At 49.4% G+C, this 17163-nt stretch carries 9 protein-coding genes; 5 read left to right on the forward strand and 4 right to left on the reverse strand.

Annotated features, from left to right (window positions below):
• Positions 1 to 84 precede the first annotated feature (84 nt).
• Positions 85 to 819 carry a TerC family protein gene (locus tag ACXX82_RS20895; RefSeq protein ID WP_322238057.1) on the reverse strand — a complete coding sequence of 245 codons (735 nt, stop codon included), beginning with the start codon at positions 817 to 819 and terminating at the stop codon, positions 85 to 87.
• Positions 820 to 1376: 557 nt separating this feature from the next.
• Positions 1377 to 2282, reverse strand: coding sequence for a LysR family transcriptional regulator (locus tag ACXX82_RS20900; RefSeq protein ID WP_322238058.1), 906 nt, complete (start codon positions 2280 to 2282; stop codon positions 1377 to 1379).
• A 448-nt stretch (positions 2283 to 2730) separates the two neighbouring features.
• Between ACXX82_RS20900 and aceB the strand changes: the two genes are divergently transcribed.
• From aceB to pbpC, 5 genes are all read left to right on the forward strand, one after another.
• Positions 2731 to 4317 (forward strand): malate synthase A, encoded by a 1587-nt coding sequence (gene aceB / locus ACXX82_RS20905; RefSeq protein WP_322238059.1) that lies wholly within the window; start codon positions 2731 to 2733, stop codon positions 4315 to 4317.
• Positions 4318 to 4572: 255 nt separating this feature from the next.
• On the forward strand, positions 4573 to 5034 hold the full coding sequence (locus tag ACXX82_RS20910) for an RrF2 family transcriptional regulator (protein ID WP_322238060.1): 462 nt from the start codon (positions 4573 to 4575) through the stop codon (positions 5032 to 5034).
• A 100-nt stretch (positions 5035 to 5134) separates the two neighbouring features.
• Complete coding sequence (gene hmpA, locus ACXX82_RS20915; RefSeq protein WP_323507341.1) at positions 5135 to 6370, forward strand: NO-inducible flavohemoprotein; 1236 nt, start codon at positions 5135 to 5137, stop codon at positions 6368 to 6370.
• Between the two features lie 337 nt (positions 6371 to 6707).
• Positions 6708 to 12515 (forward strand): alpha-2-macroglobulin family protein, encoded by a 5808-nt coding sequence (locus ACXX82_RS20920; RefSeq protein WP_458564036.1) that lies wholly within the window; start codon positions 6708 to 6710, stop codon positions 12513 to 12515.
• 64 nt (positions 12516 to 12579) lie between these two features.
• Positions 12580 to 14868: a penicillin-binding protein 1C gene (gene pbpC, locus ACXX82_RS20925; RefSeq protein ID WP_458563628.1), complete on the forward strand. Its 2289-nt coding sequence runs from the start codon at positions 12580 to 12582 to the stop codon at positions 14866 to 14868.
• A gap of 183 nt (positions 14869 to 15051) precedes the next feature.
• Here pbpC and ACXX82_RS20930 read toward each other — a convergent pair whose 3' ends face one another.
• Together ACXX82_RS20930 and ACXX82_RS20935 are read right to left on the reverse strand one after the other, a co-directional pair.
• Entirely contained in the window at positions 15052 to 15654 is a 603-nt protein-coding gene (locus tag ACXX82_RS20930) for a PEP-CTERM sorting domain-containing protein (protein ID WP_458563629.1), read from the reverse strand.
• A 512-nt stretch (positions 15655 to 16166) separates the two neighbouring features.
• The gene (locus ACXX82_RS20935) at positions 16167 to 17114 is read right to left on the reverse strand and encodes a LysR family transcriptional regulator (RefSeq protein WP_322238063.1); all 948 of its coding nucleotides are present in this window, start codon (positions 17112 to 17114) and stop codon (positions 16167 to 16169) included.
• Positions 17115 to 17163 lie beyond the last annotated feature (49 nt).

A 17163-nucleotide genomic window follows, 5' to 3' on the forward strand; every position in this document is an offset into this window, starting at 1 on the left:
TCATCTATTTAACTAAAAAAATGCCCCGCGACCTCAAACCTGAGGGGCGGGGCGTTTTGTTATCCAGAACCCTAACTATTAGTTTTAACCATTATTTGCTGGTCCCGTATGGACAGATTTGCTGTTTTTGGATGCCATCCATCCGCCACCTAATACCACCGCCATTCCAACGATATAGGCGATATAAGTAAGCCAAGGTACGCTATTCCAGAAGTCTGCAATCAACGGTTCAGTGATAATCATATGTATTGCGGTGTAGACCAAAATCGCTGCACCGACGTAGATCGTAACGGGAAACTTCTCAATCAGTTTTAATGCCAATGTCGATCCCCACACCATAATCGGTACCGAAATCAGCAAGCCGACGATGACCAGAAAAATACTCCCGTGCGCAGCCCCAGCCACTGCGAGAACATTATCGATTCCCATGACAGTATCGGCAATAATGATGGTTTTCAGCGCCACAGCCATACTATTGATTTTACTTCCGTCAATATTGTGAGCACTTGAATCGCTTAGTAAGCGATAAGCAATCCACAGCAGCGCAGCGCCACCGAGTAACAGCAAGCCCGGAATTTTCAACAGCCATACGACCGCAATAGTCATTAATACGCGCGTAATGACAGCGCCTAAGGTTCCCCAGATAATGGCTTTTTTGCGTAAATGATCGGGTAGATTACGAGCGGCCATCGCGATCACAATAGCGTTATCACCCGCAAGAACCAGATCAATGACGACGATCGATAAGAGCGCCGTAAAAAATTTGGCCATATCCCAATCGGCCATACCCAAGGTTGCTAATAAACTTGAAAAATCCATAAAATCTCCGTCGACATAAATGTAAGGTGAAAGCCGTAAATAATAGTAATTTCGACTCTAATCTCGAACAGAATGGAGGATGACAGGATTGGTGAGGAGAACACACGACACAATGCCTGCATGGATTCCATGCTGACAAAGGTCTTGCTCAACAGATCAGATCAATCTGCCATGGTAACCGGGTGCAAGCGTTGTGCTTGTTCCGTGATGACGACTACCGTGTAAAGCGTTGACGTCGCAGATATGATCTTGACGTTGACGCTTGAGAGCTACTCCCCTTTGGAGGGCGGAACCAAATGTGACTCCGCTGACGGCAGTGTACTACATTAACAATTAAATCCACGAAATAATGATAGGACTTACGCAAAATCGCCCCAGCTGCATTGTGCTTTCCTTGCCGCACTCGCGTGCTGTCTGCGTCGGCACGCCTTGCTGGGACGGTTTTGCGTAAGTCCTGTCTTACTTGAGAGATATGCAAACGCCTTTGCTGGGATGGTTTTGTGAGGTGTTGTTAGAGCGAAATATCGATAAAATGTTATCTTCTCAATATGCACATCTCAGCCCTTACGCCAATAATCTGCTTGCGCGTACGCATGCCGCAAAAAATCTACGAAGGCGCGTATTCGCAAGGGTAAATGTCGTCGTTGTGCGAATACTGCATAAATGTCATTGCCGGGCGCAGCAAATTCGTCCATTACTGTAACAAGTTGGCCTGATTCTATCTCGGTGCCAACTTCCCACATTGAACGCCATGCCAGTCCTTTGCCGCTGATCGCCCAGTCGTGCAATACCTGACCGTCGTTACAAAATAAATTGCCTGCTACCTTCATCGTCACGACTTTACCATTTTGGCGAAAAACCCAGCCGCGCTGACTACCGTCGCCACTCATGGCAAGACAATTATGTTTCGCCAGGTCGTCCAATGATTGCGGTTTGCCATGGCGTTTGATGTAAGCGGGGGATGCCACGACGACGCGCTTGTTATCGGCTAATTTAGTGCCGATCAGGGTTGAGTCGGATAGCGAAGCAATGCGTATGGCGACATCGACGCCTTCGCCAATCAGATCCACCACGCGATCATTCAGATTGAGGGTGAGCGTTACATCGCGATGCTCGGTTAAAAACGAAGGCATCAACGGCGCCACGTGCTGACGACCAAAGCCCGCAGGTGCAGAAATCAGCAAATGACCGCTCGCGTGTGCGCTGCGTTCAGAGACTGCGGATTCCGCATCTTCCAGATCGGAAAGAATCCGCTGGCAGTCCTCCAAAAAAGCCTCGCCTTCGTTGGTAAGCGCAATCTTGCGCGTGGTGCGCTGGAGTAATTTGACGCCAAGGCGTTCTTCCAAGGCATCCAGACGGCGTCCAATCATGGCTGGCGCTATTCCTTCAGCGCGCGCCGCTGCGGACAAACTGCCTTTGGCAGCAATCTCTACAAAAGTCGAAATTTGCTTGAATTGGTCCATCGCGTGATTCTCTTTCTTTTTGTCGCGGACTTACACTTGCCACTGTCTTTACGAAATTGCACGCAAATGATTTTGTCTGGATCCTTACAAGTTTTGGCCACTTGTGACTAAAACGCATAGATCATATGATAAATGATTCCACCTATGATGATTTAGTTTAAATATACTCTATAACGTAAAATCGTTAGAATGCTATTCCTACTTTTGAATACTCAACATGGTGCAATAGCGAATGTAGCAGCGCACAATACGGGATTCGCGCAGCATATTAACGAGGATTTACGCAAAACCTTAAAGCGGATTCATACCTACCGGCTTTATATTCACTTTATCGTTATGCCTCGCAGAGACATTTGGCGTAAGTCTGCTTAAGAGAAGCAAAAACGTAAAAAGCGATTTGAAACACCGAATTAAATACCGAATCAAATTTCAAAAACAGGAGCGATGTATGACACAACTGACACTACCAGCAGGATTAGAAATTAACGGCGCAATTCAAGCTGGATATGAAGAAATTTTGACGCCAGACGCATTGGCGCTGGTTGCAAAACTAAGCCGCGCCTTCGAATCGCGTCGCCAGGAATTGTTGGCGGTTCGCGTTGAGCGCGCAAAGCGTCTTGACGCTGGTGAGCGCCCAGATTTTCTGGCCGATACTGCGCATATCCGTAATGGCGACTGGAAGATCGCACCGATTCCACAAGCGCTGGAATGCCGTCGCGTAGAAATTACTGGTCCAGTTGAACGCAAAATGGTCATCAATGCTTTCAACTCTGGCGCTGACAGCTACATGACCGACTTCGAAGATTCGAACTCGCCAGTCTGGGATAACCAGATCACCGGCCAGATCAATCTGCGGGATGCGATTCGTAAGACAATCTCGCTCGAACAGAACGGCAAATCATACAAACTCAACGACAAAGTAGCGACGTTGGTTGTGCGTCCGCGCGGTTGGCATCTGGATGAAAAACACGTATTGGTCGATGGCAAACGTGTCTCAGGCGGTATTTTTGATTTCGCTCTTTTCATGTTTCACAATGCCAAAGAACAATTGGCACGCGGCGCTGGCCCGTATTTCTATTTGCCAAAGCTGGAATCGCACATTGAAGCGCGTCTGTGGAATGACATTTTCGTCATGACTCAAAACGAACTTGGTTTGCCACAAGGCACGATCAAGGCCACCGTATTGATCGAGACCATTCTGGCCGCGTTCGAAATGGATGAAATCTTGTATGAACTGCGTGAACACAGTGCTGGTCTCAATGCTGGCCGTTGGGATTACATTTTCTCGTGCATCAAGAAATTCAAGCTAGACAAAGATTTCTGTCTGGCTGATCGCGCCAAAGTCACCATGACAGCACCGTTCATGCGCTCTTACGCGTTGCTATTGTTGAAAACTTGCCACAAGCGCAATGCGCCAGCAATTGGCGGCATGGCCGCATTGATCCCGATCAAGAACGATCCAGAGAAGAACGACATCGCCATGGGCGGTGTGCGCACTGACAAGGCACGCGATGCCACTGACGGCTATGACGGTGGTTGGGTTGCCCATCCAGGTCTGGTCGAGCTGTCGATGGCCGAGTTCAAAAAAGTCCTGGGCGACAAGCCAAATCAAATCAGCAAGCAACGCGATGACGTCAATGTTACTGCGGCTGAATTGCTAGACTTTAAACCAGAAGCGCCAATCACTGAAGCGGGTCTGCGGTACAACATCAACGTTGGTATCCATTACCTCGGTGCCTGGTTGTCCGGCAATGGTTGCGTGCCGATTCATAACCTGATGGAAGATGCGGCGACAGCAGAAATCAGCCGTGCGCAAGTCTGGCAATGGATTCGTTCCACCAAAGGCGTCCTCGACAATGGCAAGAAAGTCACCGCCGAGATGGTCGTTGCGATGATTCCGGAAGAGTTGGCCAAGGTTAAAGAACTGGTCGGTAATGGTCCAACATATGACCGCGCTGCTAAAATCTTTGAAGAAATGTCGACCTCGTCTTCTTTCGCCGAGTTCCTGACATTGCCGCTATACGAAGAAATCTAATGTGACATCGGCCTTTGGATCGATTCAACGTTAAAAAGCCGATCTTAGGATCGGTTTTTTTTATTGGCGTTTGTATTTTCTTAATCGTGATTAATAAAATTTCAAAATTTAAATTTAAACATTTCAGGAAAATGAATGACATGAAAATTGATTAAGGAAGCGTATTTACGTTCTTATTGTTGCATTTAAAATGTATCTTACGTATGATGCCTTTATCGACTATTTTTTAACTGCCACACCCAACGTTTCCGTCCTATGCAACTTACTAAATTTACCGACTTTGGACTACGTATTCTGATGTATCTGGCCTCAATACCCGAGCAGGATCTTGTAACTGTGGGTGAACTGGCGCATCGTTTTGACATTCCAAAGAATCACTTGAATAAAGTGGTGAATAAGATGGTTAAACAAGACTGGATAATCGCTACGCCCGGACGTAATGGTGGTATTCGAATGGCGCAAGCCCCGCAAACATTACATTTAGGCGATATTTTGAGTGTGATGGAGGGGCATACACAACTTGTCGATTGTGAGCAGCCTTTGTGTATTTTAAAAGGAAATTGTTATTTGAAACGGGTTCTTGATAATGGGCAACGCGCGTTTTATGCCGACATGAATCGCTATAGCCTAGCTGAGTTGGTGCAACCGGAAACCGCTGGGCCACAAACTGCTGGCATCATTGCGCGCATGCATTTTCAGCCCTCAATGGCGCAGTAAGATAGTCGTCACGCTGCAAATAGCAGTGGGATTTTGTTATTTATGCAACGCCTTTTTTTCTTCATATTGTAGTATTTTAAATGTAACAATAGGAGTATTTATGATTTCTGCTAATGCCCGTCCTTACATTGATGCCTCCGTTCCCGTTTTGCGGGAGTATGGCGTTGCTATTTCTACCTGTTTTTATGCTCGTTTGTTTGAGGCGCATCCTGAACTAAAGAATATTTTCAATATGGCGAATCAGAAAAATGGCAGCCAACAGCAAGCGTTAGCAAGCGCATTATTTGCTTATGCCGCCAACATTGATAATGCTGATGCGCTTACCCCGGTCATCAGTCGAATCGTGCAAAAACATGTCAGCCTTGGTATCCGCGCGGAGCATTATCCTATCGTTGGCCATCATTTACTCGCGGCTATCGGCGAAGTACTCGGTAAGGCGGCAACCCCAGAATTGATCGCGGCGTGGGCCGAGGCTTATGATGCGTTAGCTAGCGCGTTTATTGGCGAAGAAAAGAAGTTGTATGCGTCGCACCAGATTGAACCAGGTCAACTACGTGAGATGGTCGTCACTCACAAGAAAAAAGAAAGTCAAACGGTCACCTCTTTTTATTTGGAGTCGGTAGATGGATTACCCTTGCCAGCCTTTCAACCAGGCCAGTACATCAGCATTGCAAGAAACGTTGTTGCGTTAAACTTAAGGCAGTTGCGGCAATACAGTTTGTCAGGCGCACCAGATCAACCATACTGGCGCATCAGTGTTAAACGCGAAGACAAGGACGAGCAAGGCAATCCCGCCGGAATGGTATCCAATCTGCTGCATGCCGAAGCTAATGTTGGCGATAAATTGTGGGTCAGTCCACCTTGCGGTGACTTTGTTATGGACAAAAATATTCGGACACCGTTGGTATTGATTAGTGCAGGTGTCGGCATCACGCCAATGATGAGTATGTTGCATGGCAGTCTTCAGCAAACTCCGGCGCGCCATGTGCATTTTTTATATGCGACCCTGGATGGGCATCATCATCCACTGAAGGCTGAATTGGCAGCATTAAGCGCATTTCAGAAATTGCCAGAACAGGCAGCCATATTGACTACCCATTTTGCGTACGCGACACCAACCGCCGAAGATCGGGCAGCCAATGATTTTGACCAGTCCGGCTATTTGGAACTGGACAAGTTGGACTCGTCGCTATTACCAAAAAATGGAGATTACTATTTGTGTGGTCCCAGCGTCTTTATGCGCATCCAGCGGCAGGCTCTGCTCGACAGAGGAATTGCGGCCAATCAAATTCGGCAGGAGATTTTTGGCCCGGCTTTACTAGAGAATTTGCAATAAAGGTATAGGCAGCATATTAATTGGTGGACACTGTTGTAACAATTTATTGGTTGCATAAAGGAAACTATAAAAGTGCAAAAATGCAGTATCCTCGCAATCTGAGATTTCATATTTGCCCAATCAGAGGATATCTATGCAACAAGTGAGACAACCAAAAGAAGAGAGAAGTAGCGTTAGGATATTTCTAATGCTGCTTTTTTTTGTCTTCAGATTTTTGGGTGTAGCCTTTAGCAGTCCCGTTGCAATGGTGTTGGCCCGAATATTGTACCAAATTCTGCCGATATTACGGTCCACATCGTTGCCCATATTGGTAGCCGTATCGAGCATATTTGCTCAAATGGCGCAAGCCGCGCCGGTACCTAAAATCAATACTTTTTCACCGCAAGGAGCAATTATCCAAGTGCGTCAGGTGCGGGTACAATTTTCTGAGGCCGCGGTGAAGTTCGGTGATCCAAAAGCACCGATGCCGTTTGATATTCAATGTAAAGAGGCCGGTAGCGGACGTTGGGCCGATGACAAAAACTGGATTTATGATTTTGAGCGCGATGTGCCACCGGGCACGCGCTGTTCTTTTGCTCTGAAATCTGACTTCACATTGTTATCCGGTGCTGTAATAACCGGTAAAAAAATATTTCAGTTCAATACCGGTGGCCCCGCTGTTATCAATGTAATGCCCAGAGGCGACTCCATCGACGAGGAACAAGTTTTCATTCTCGTGCAAAATGGTGTCGCCACCAGCGATAGTCTCCTTAAACATGTCTATTGCGAAGCCGAAGGCGTGCATGAGCGGATTCCGGTTAAGTTGATTACCGGGGCATCTCGCAAGGTATTACTGGATCAGTTTGCAGAAAAAATTAATCCGGAAGTCGTTAGTACCGTGCAATGCCAGCAGCGCTTGCCGAACGACAGCGCGGTTCGACTTACGTGGGACAAGGGTGTGGTTACGCCATCAGGCATCGCCACCACGCAGCCGCAAGTGTTCAAATTCAAAGTCCGCCCAAGCTTCACGGCCAGTGTCAGCTGCGAGCGCGAGAATGCCAATGCGGCTTGTGCACCGATTTTGCCACTGCGTATTTTATTCACTTCGCCCGTCACACGTGCACTGGCGGAAGCCGTAACGCTGAATGGCAGCAATGGCAAATTGAAACCTTTTTTTGAAAAAAACAATACCGACGACACCGTCTGGCAACTCACATTTAAACCGCCTTTTGCCGAAAGATCGGAACTAACCATCGTATTACCAAGCGGATTCCACGACGAAAGTGGTCGCCCATTAACAAACGCCAATTCGTTTCCGATGAAAGTCCGCATGGCCGATTACCCACCGCTGGCAAAATTCCCCTCGGCACCATTCGGCATTATTGAACTGAACGCCGATGCCACACTGCCGGTCACATTACGCAGCGTTGAGACCAACATGCTTGCCCGCAGTGCGGATGGAAAAGTGAATCCCGGCAACGTCAGCAACCTCAAAGTCACCGATGATCAGAGTGTTATTGCATGGCTCACCAAGCTCAATCGATACCACGAAACCACTATTACAATCGGCAAAAAATCGGTGGAAACGCGTAGCATCGGCTTGCTGGCAAATCAAGCCGGAGCCAAAACGTTAAGCTTGCCACATTCACCAGATGCCAAAAATGGGGTGAGGCCGTTCGAAGTTATTGGTATTCCGCTCAAAGATCCGGGTTTTTATGTGATCGAACTTGAATCACAAAAGCTAGGAGCCGCACTATTAGGCAAGGCCGTTCCGATGTACGTGCGCACCAGTGCGCTAGTGACCAATTTGTCGGTTCACGTCAAGATCGGACGTCAAAATGGTGCAGTCTGGGTAACTACTTTGGACAACGCCAAACCGGTAGAGAACGCCGATGTCAGAATCGCGGATTGTCGTGGTACCGAACTTTGGCGTGGAAAAACCAACAAGCTAGGCATCGCCATGGTGCCTGAATTTCCCGAAGATGGTTGTCGTAGCGGTCGGCAAAGTGCGCCAGGACAAATTGATGGCCTGTTTGTTAGCGCCCGTAAAATCGATGAAAAAGGCCGTACCGATATGACCTTTGCCTTAACTTCATGGAACAACGGGATTGAATCCTGGCGTTTCAATCTACCGATGGACAACGACAAATCGGCAACGGTACGCGCCCACACGGTATTTGACCGGACGCTTTTTCGTGTAGGCGAAACGGCCTCAATGAAGCATGTCATCCGGACCGAAACCATGCAAGGTTTCGGTTTGCTACCAAAAGACCAATTGCCAACACGCGTGCGGATTATCCACCAAGGTAGTGGTCAGGAGTTTCAATTCCCGTTGATCTGGCGCGGACAAAAAAATGCCGAGACCGTATTCGCGATTCCAAAAGAAGCCAAGCTTGGACGTTATGACGTCACTCTGGATAGCGGCACGGTGAAAAGCGATACGAACGACACTAACGACACTAACGACACTAACGCTCGAGGCCAGCGGAGTTACAGTACCGGCAGCTTCCGGGTGGAAGAGTTTCGTCTGCCACTCTTACAAGGACGCATTACACCCCCGAAAACGTTAATAGCGCCGACCGACGTACCGCTTGATGTCCAATTAAATTACCTCAACGGCGGCGGTGCTTCTGGTCAAGCGGTGCATATCACCAGTTTATTGCGCACTAAAGCGATCAGCTTTTCTGCCTACGACGGTTATTCCTTTTCAACGCTTTCCAGCGAATCCAATGACGGCAGCAGCGACAACGCTAACGGAGACGATCAAAAAATTGTTGCCGACAAATTGCCGGTCACGTTGGATAAAAATGGCGCTGGCAAAGCGGTAATAAAGGATCTGCCAGCCATTATTGCGCCGAAAGAATTATTGACTGAGATGACCTTCGCCGATCCGAATGGCGAAATACAGACCGTATCGAGCGTGGCCCCGGTATGGCCTTCGGCAATTGTCGTCGGTCTAAAAGCGGGCGAGTGGATATCTGTGAAGAAAAAATTAACCCTGACTGCGGTCGCCCTTAATCCCGCCGGTCAGCCGCAAGTTGGCATACCGATTGAAATCAGTGGCCGTAGCAAGCAAACTAACTCCCATCGCAAACGCATGGTAGGCGGTTTTTATGCGTATGAAAATACCAATACTTCGACCGATCTGGGAGCGCTGTGTTCGGGTAAAACCGATGCGCGTGGTGTGATGATGTGTAGCATTGAGTTGTCAGAGGCGGGAAATGTCGAATTGACGGCTGAAGGCAAGGATGGCAGCGGCAAGGCATCGCTGGCGACCAGTTCTGTGTGGGTCACCAAACAGGGTGAGTTGTGGTTCGATGGTGAAAACCAGGACCGCATCGATATTTTGCCAGAGAAAAAACATTATCAGCCGGGTGAAACCGCCAAATTTCAAGTGCGCATGCCGTTTCGCTATGCCACCGCGTTAATCGCCATTGAGCGTGAAGGTGTGATCGACACGCAGGTCATGCAATTGAACGGACAAGATCCGACTTTTAGCCTGCCGGTGAAAGCCAGTTATGGCCCGAACGTCTTTGTTTCAGTATTGGCAGTACGTGGCCGCATGCGTGATGTTCCGTGGTATTCATTCTTTACATGGGGTTGGAAAGAACCGTTGAACTGGTGGAGTGAGTTCAAAGAATATCAAGCACCTGGTGCAACCGTCGATCTGGCAAAACCAGCCTACAAATTTGGCATTGCCGAAATCATGGTCGGCACGGCGGCGAATCAGTTGGCGGTGACAGTCAAGGCCGATCAACCGAGCTACGCAATCCGTACTGTGGCCAAGGTGACAATTCAGGCCAATTTGCCAAATGGTAAGCCAGCCGCCCGTGCCGAAATCGCCGTGGCCGCAGTCGATGAGGCGTTGCTGGAACTTGAGCCGAATCGCAGCTGGGATTTGCTACAGGCGATGCTGCAACGTCGCAGTTATGGCGTTGAAACCTCGACCGCGCAAATGCAGGTCGTCGGCAAGCGCCATTATGGTCGCAAGGCGATTCCTGCAGGCGGTGGCGGTGGCAAATCGCCCACGCGTGAACTGTTCGATACGCTGTTGTTATGGAAGCCGGTTATTGTGCTGGATGCCAATGGAAGGGCGCAGATTGATGTGCCGCTAAATGATGCGCTCAGCAGTTTCAAGATAGTCGCAGTGGCGCAAAGTGGCGACAGCCTGTTCGGCACCGGATCGGTCAGCATTCGCTCCACGCAGGATCTGCAATTGATTTCCGGGTTACCACCGTTGGTGCGCGAAGGCGATAACTTTAGCGCAATGGTGACGGTGCGCAATACCACCACGCATGCCATGCAAGTCAATGCCACGGCACAAGCTAGCGGTGCGGCGGTATTATTGCCGACCTCGGCAAACGCGCTAACTGCACCAACCAGATCTGCTCAGGCTGTTCTACCTATAATGCCAACCTTGCAAGGGAAGGAGTTGAGCATCCCACCTGGCGAGTCGCGTGAGTTGGTTTGGCAAGTGACCGTGCCGTCAGGGGTGAAACAATTAACGTGGGAAATCAACGCGCAAGAGCAGGGCGGCGCTAAAGTGAAAGACAGTATCAAATTCACTCAGCGTGTGGTGCCAGCCGTGCCGGTGACGGTGCAACAGGCAACCTTCTTCCAGCTTGATAAAGCGTTTTCGCTACAAGTCTCACAACCGGCTGACGCGTTGCCGGGGCGCGGTGGCGTGGCGGTTGTGTTGTCACCTTCATTAGCGGGCAATAATGAGGGGCTACGACGTTACTTCACCGAGTATCCGTTCTCTTGCCTCGAACAACAGGCTTCGCGAGCGATTGGTTTGCAAGATAACGCATTATGGCAAAAGGTCCTCAATGGCTTACCGACCTATCTCGACAGCGATGGTCTGGCTTATTACTACCCACCGACTGAAAGCAATGCGCGGCGCGGAAGTGATACGTTAACGGCTTATTTACTGGCGATCACGCAAGAGTCGGGCTTTGCCATCTCACAGCCAAGTCGCGACAAAATGCTGGACGGTTTAACCGCATTTGTTGAGGGCAAAATTACGCGTGACTTTTGGTCGCCGCAAAAAGATCTCGATGTCCGCAAACTGGCCGCGTTAGAGGCGCTATCGCGCTATGACCGCGCACGGCCCTCCATGTTGGGGGCGATCCAGTTGTCGCCAAATCGTTGGCCGACTTCAGCGGTACTCGACTGGATTAATATATTGCAGCGGGTTACGAGTATTCCTGAGCGCGCTAAACGTCTTGCCGAAGCGGACCAAATACTCCGTTCAAGACTGAATTATCAGGGAACGCGGATGGGATTTTCTACCGAGAGCAGTGATTATTGGTGGTGGTTGATGACCGGTGGCGACGTCAACGCAAACCGTTTGGTATTGACCGTACTCAACGATCCGGCCTGGAAAGACGATATGTCAAAATTAATCAATGGCGCGATTCAACGGCAGTCACGCGGACATTGGTCAACGACGACCGCCAATAGTTGGGGCAGTTTGGCACTACAGAAATTTTCACAGAAGTTCGAATCCGAAAAAGTATCAGGCATCACCAAAGTTGCGCTAGAGCCGGGAATCGTCTCAGCAAATCCAAATCCGCCAAACGGCCAAAATTTCAGTTGGCTAGCAACGGGAGGCGGTAAGTTGCAAATCCCTTGGGCCAGCTCGGCCACGCCAGCGACGCTTAAGCTAACGCACATTGGTGGTGGTGCACCGTGGATCAACGTCCAAAGTTTGGCAGCGGTTGTATTGAAGAAGCCATTCTCCAGCGGTTATCGGATCAATAAAAACATCGTTCCGATCGAGCAAAAAGAAAAAGGAAAATACACGCGTGGCGATATTTATAAGATCAATCTGGAAGTCGACGCACAGACCGATATGACGTGGGTCGTCGTCACTGATCCGATCCAGGCCGGTGGAACTTTGCTGGGCTCCGGGTTGGGACGCGATTCGGCGATTTCCACACTCAGCGAACGACCAAGCGGCAGTGCGTGGCTGGCATACGAAGAGCGCAGCTTTGAGGCATTTCGTAGCTACTACGAATACGTGCCGAAAGGAAAATTCATAATGACCTATACCTTCCGCATCAACAATCCGGGCGAATTTAATTTGCCGCCTACACGCGTGGAAGCCATGTACGCGCCAGAAATGTTTGGTGAAAGTCCTAATCCGAAATGGACGGTGAAGTGAGTGACTTAGTGCGTGACTTAGTCATTGCGCTGCCCATCCGATTGGTCGGATGGGGGAAGCGATAATGTCGCCAGTTAACCTTTGTCTGCGTACAAAAGCTTCACCATGTCTGGGGCGGCTATCAATGGCTGCTGTATTGATGCTGGGATTCAGCACCGCGCCGGTTCACGCCTTGCAAACTTTTAATGAGGTGCAGCAGGAGTTCCGCACCTCCGAGGCAAACTTGCTCGACCGCAAAGGTGCGTTATTACAGCAAATCCGCTTGAATCCGAACGAGCGACGTTTGTCATGGGTGGGTATAGAAGACGTTTCACCCGCTTTACGAAATGCATTGATAGCGTCCGAAGATAAACGTTTTTATGCGCACAGCGGTGTTGACTGGAGTGCCGTTGCCGCCGCCGCGTGGGGCAATCTATGGAATAGCAGAACCCGTGGCGCATCGACTATTACGATGCAATTAGCGGGATTGCTGGACGACGATTTACGTCGCCGCAATGCGCCGCGTACGATCCGCCAAAAAATGTCGCAAGTCGTTGTGGCCCAATTATTGGAACATCGCTGGCGCAAAGATCAAATTCTTGAGGCCTATTTAAATCTGGTCAGTTTTAGGGGTGAGTTAGTCGGCATGCACGCCTTGTCCCGCGTTTTGTTCGACAAGCATCCGAGTGGTTTAAATCAGCGTGAAGCAGCGATTGCAGTAGCGCTCATTCGCGGCCCTAATGCAACACCAGCACGTGTCGCAGAACGCGCCTGTCGCATCTTGACCGATCAGAACGCTGCATCGGAATGCAAGGGATTGGCGGGTTTCACCTTGTTGGCACTGGCCCGAACTGGCTCCAATTCGGAAGTCATTGTGACCACGACTGCGCCGCAATTAGCGCCTCATCTTGCCCGTAAATTACTAAAAACACCCGGCCAATCGGTGCGCTCCACATTGGATGCGGGCGTGCAACGGTTTGCCAATGATGCGCTAAGGCGGCAGATGGCGTCATTGGTTGAGCGTAATATCGAAGACGGCGCCATCGTCGTGATCGACAATGCCAGCGGCGACGTCTTGGCATGGGTTGGATCAAGCGGATCGTTTTCGAACGCTGCCGCGGTTGACGGTGTGGTGGCGTTGCGTCAGGCTGGATCGACCTTAAAACCGTTTTTATATGAATTGGCGATAGAGAAAAAATGGATGACCGCCGCATCGATTCTGGACGATGCGCCGATTAATTTGCCGACTGCCAGTGGTTTATATATTCCCCAAAATTACGATAAGCAATTTAAAGGTCTGGTCAGTGTGCGCACTGCGCTGGGTTCATCATTGAATATTCCCGCTGTGCGGACCTTGGTGACGGTGACGCCAACGGCATTTTTTGATCGCCTGCAACAACTTGGCTTTGGTCTACGTGAATCGGGCGATTTTTACGGCTACAGTCTCGCACTCGGTAGTGCCGATGTCAGCTTGCTGGCGCTCACCAATGCCTATCGTGCGCTTGCCAACCAAGGCCAATACAGCGGCGTACGTACCGCGCTGAACGATCCGCCGGTAAAAATGCGTAAAGTGATGCGTCCCGATGCGTCCTTTATCATCGGCGATATTCTGTCTGATCGCAGTGCGCGCAGCCGCACCTTCGGTCTGGAGAGTGCGCTTTCAACCAGGGTGTGGGCCGCAGTAAAAACCGGCACATCCAAAGATATGCGCGATAACTGGGCCGTCGGTTACTCGGATCGCTACACAGTTGGCGTTTGGGTCGGCAATGCATCGGGTTTGCCGATGTGGGATGTCTCCGGCGTCACTGGCGCAGCGCCAATCTGGCAAGAGGTCATGCAATACTTGCATACGCGTCAGCAAACGCGGCAACGGATACCGCAGAGACCTGAAGGAGTAGTCGAACAAACTATTCGTTATCAAGACAAGATTGAAGCGCCACGTAAAGAGTATTTTATGGCCGGCACAGAGCAAAGTGTGATGACGACCGCCAAATCTGACGATATCAGCATCGCGATACGCTATCCGACACCCGGCATGTTAGTGGCATTGGATCCCGATATTCCACCGCAACGGCAACGCGTACGTTTTGCGGCAGATGGGTTAACCAGCGGGTCGTGGCGACTAGATGGAAAGTTGCTGGCTTCACCCAACGCCGTGTTGAAAACAGCTAACCTATCGAGCAAAAATAGCCACAAATTCGCAACGGACCAAAGTCACCAGATTGCCCTGGACTGGATGCCGTGGCCGGGCAGACATACGTTGGAATTACTGGATAGCAAAAATGTGGTGGTCGATCAGGTTAAATTTGAGGTACGTGGTGCGGTAGAAAAAGAGTTGGAACAGAAATCCGCACAAAAGACAAAAAACCGCTAATTTAGCAGCGTTGATTTTGCGACCATTGGTAAATGGATCGCCAAGGCCAAATGGACATCAAGATAGACATCTCTTTTGATCGCGTACAAGGGAAGGATAAAAATCTAATAGCCGCAAATGCGGCTATTACGATGCGCCGATCAAGGCTGTCCCTGACAGATCGCGTCAACCGGCGATTTGACTTTATTCCTGAGTCTTGCGCTTAGCGAACACACTCATGGCAAGCAAGCCCAAGCCCATCAGCAACGTAGTTGCTGGCACCGGCACAGCGTTAGACGCCTGAACATTGGTGAAGACGAAGTTTTCATCGTGATAATTCAAGTCGGCACCTGGGATTCGAACATCTTCGAAAGCGACATAGGTTCCGGCTGGGATTTGGATATCGCCGGCATAGCTGTTCGAATAAATATGATTTGTTTGATCGCTATTTAAGGCACGATTCGAATACCAAGTATTGCCGGTACTCAAAACGTTGAGCTTGAATGTGAGTACATCACCAGCATTTACATTGCCAAAATTCAATTGTTGGCCGTAGACAGAAGTATGATCGTCCAAGCCATTGAAGCCGGTATCGATGCCGTTTACCAACAAGCCCAAAGTATTATCGTAACCGGCAGTTGATCCGGCGAAATACGCCATTATGTCGCCTGTGCTGGCAGCGGTAAATGTATAGTTTACCGGATTGATGGTGCCAATATTCGAATACGCAGTCGGAGTAGCTTGCGCTGCAGATGCGGCGAACAGGCCAGCGATGAGTATGTATGCAATGTTGGTTGTCAGTTTCATTCGGTTTCCTAAAGTCGGTTAGTTCAATTTGTTTTCAAGCAGGAAGGTGCCTGTCTAAGCAGCGGCACATACCAATGTATTGTTGCTTTTTACCAAAGCAAATATCGTGCCGTGAAAATGATCAATAGAATTTACCGCCCTAGGTCGGGTAGGTTGCCTTGCTGCCGGGAAATCCGATAGCAAGCAGGTTCGTTATGCCGTCGGAAAAATAATGGCGATACTCTAAAGCCGTCTTTCACACCGCAACCCTTTGCCAGTAAGGGTTTGCGATCGTTTCCGAGCATTCTTTTAGTGGTATTCGATGGCCTCTCGGTTTAGGCATATCAGTGCGTTGACTACGACGACACATTGTCGGGTGGAAATTTATAACGACTAACTTCACACGATCAACATTTTGAAACGCAAGTTTTTACATTGGCTTGAGGCCTGCTGTGTAAAAATTACCGACATTTTCCGTTAATTGAAATTGACTCCTAATTAATACGTCGGGATCAGTTAAACGCGACAAAATTCTAAAAAAAGCCCTCACTTTTTCCATCATGCCGTCCATACATCCGACATTCAGCGGCCAGCGCCAATAAGTTGGGATCGCGTTCCCGACTTTTCGGTAGTAACAAAGTGATGCGTTGTCTGGCTCCGTACTTTGATTCCAGCGCGATAAGCTGAATATGCGAACTGAATTTGCCCACGCGTCCCGGCAACAGGCTATAACCGATACCACCGCTGACCAGATTGATCAGCGAAAAAATATCCTGCACCCGCATACTAATATTCGGCGTAAAACCTGCTCGTTCAAAGCACGCCGCAAAGTCTTGCGACGTAACAAAGCCTTCTGTCAATGTTACAAATTTTTCGTCCCGTAGATCCTGTAAATTCACCCGCTTCTGACCGGCATAGGGTGAGTGTAGGGGCGCGGCCAAAAAGACATCATCATCGAACAGTGGAACCGCCACCAACGCCTGACTATCGTCGGGGTTGTTAAGGTCACTTTGTTCGTGCAAACCGATAACGATTGCATCAAGCCGCCCATCCGCAAGCTGTTGTATCAGATCGCGGTTGGAACCCAGCGTCAAATCGATATCCAGTGCAGGCTTACGCAGTTTCAATCCAATCATCAGTTGGGGAATACAGCGCAATGTGAGCGAATAGAGTGATCCTATCTTCAGGCGGGTGGCGTTAAAACCGGCCGCCTCTTGGACTTTTCGGATACCTTCTTCGACTTCATTGATTACACGCTGTGCGTATTCGGCAAACGTGTAAGCGCTTTGCAATGGAATCAGGCTGCGGCCTTCACGTTTAAAAAGCGGGCAACGCATCGCCTCCTCCAGCGAGTGTAAAGAGCGATGCACGCTGACAGTGCTTTGACCTAACAATTCAGAAACCCGAGCCATATTATTAAGCTTCATAAAGGCCAGAAAAACTTCCAGTTTCTTGATTGTTATAGATTCATCGATCGCCATATTTGATCCTTTTGAGCGCTAGTTATGCGCACCATATTTGCTTAAGTTC

This window comes from Glaciimonas sp. GNP009 (assembly GCF_054343755.1).

Coding starts and splice junctions, on each gene's coding strand:
- ACXX82_RS20935 (WP_322238063.1), bottom strand. CDS start 17,114: ATGGCGATCGATGAATCTATAACAATCAAGAAACTGGAAGTTTTTCTG.
- aceB (WP_322238059.1), top strand. CDS start 2,731: ATGACACAACTGACACTACCAGCAGGATTAGAAATTAACGGCGCAATT.
- ACXX82_RS20910 (WP_322238060.1), top strand. CDS start 4,573: ATGCAACTTACTAAATTTACCGACTTTGGACTACGTATTCTGATGTAT.
- ACXX82_RS20900 (WP_322238058.1), bottom strand. CDS start 2,282: ATGGACCAATTCAAGCAAATTTCGACTTTTGTAGAGATTGCTGCCAAA.
- ACXX82_RS20895 (WP_322238057.1), bottom strand. CDS start 819: ATGGATTTTTCAAGTTTATTAGCAACCTTGGGTATGGCCGATTGGGAT.
- ACXX82_RS20930 (WP_458563629.1), bottom strand. CDS start 15,654: ATGAAACTGACAACCAACATTGCATACATACTCATCGCTGGCCTGTTC.
- ACXX82_RS20920 (WP_458564036.1), top strand. CDS start 6,708: ATGGCGCAAGCCGCGCCGGTACCTAAAATCAATACTTTTTCACCGCAA.
- hmpA (WP_323507341.1), top strand. CDS start 5,135: ATGATTTCTGCTAATGCCCGTCCTTACATTGATGCCTCCGTTCCCGTT.
- pbpC (WP_458563628.1), top strand. CDS start 12,580: ATGTCGCCAGTTAACCTTTGTCTGCGTACAAAAGCTTCACCATGTCTG.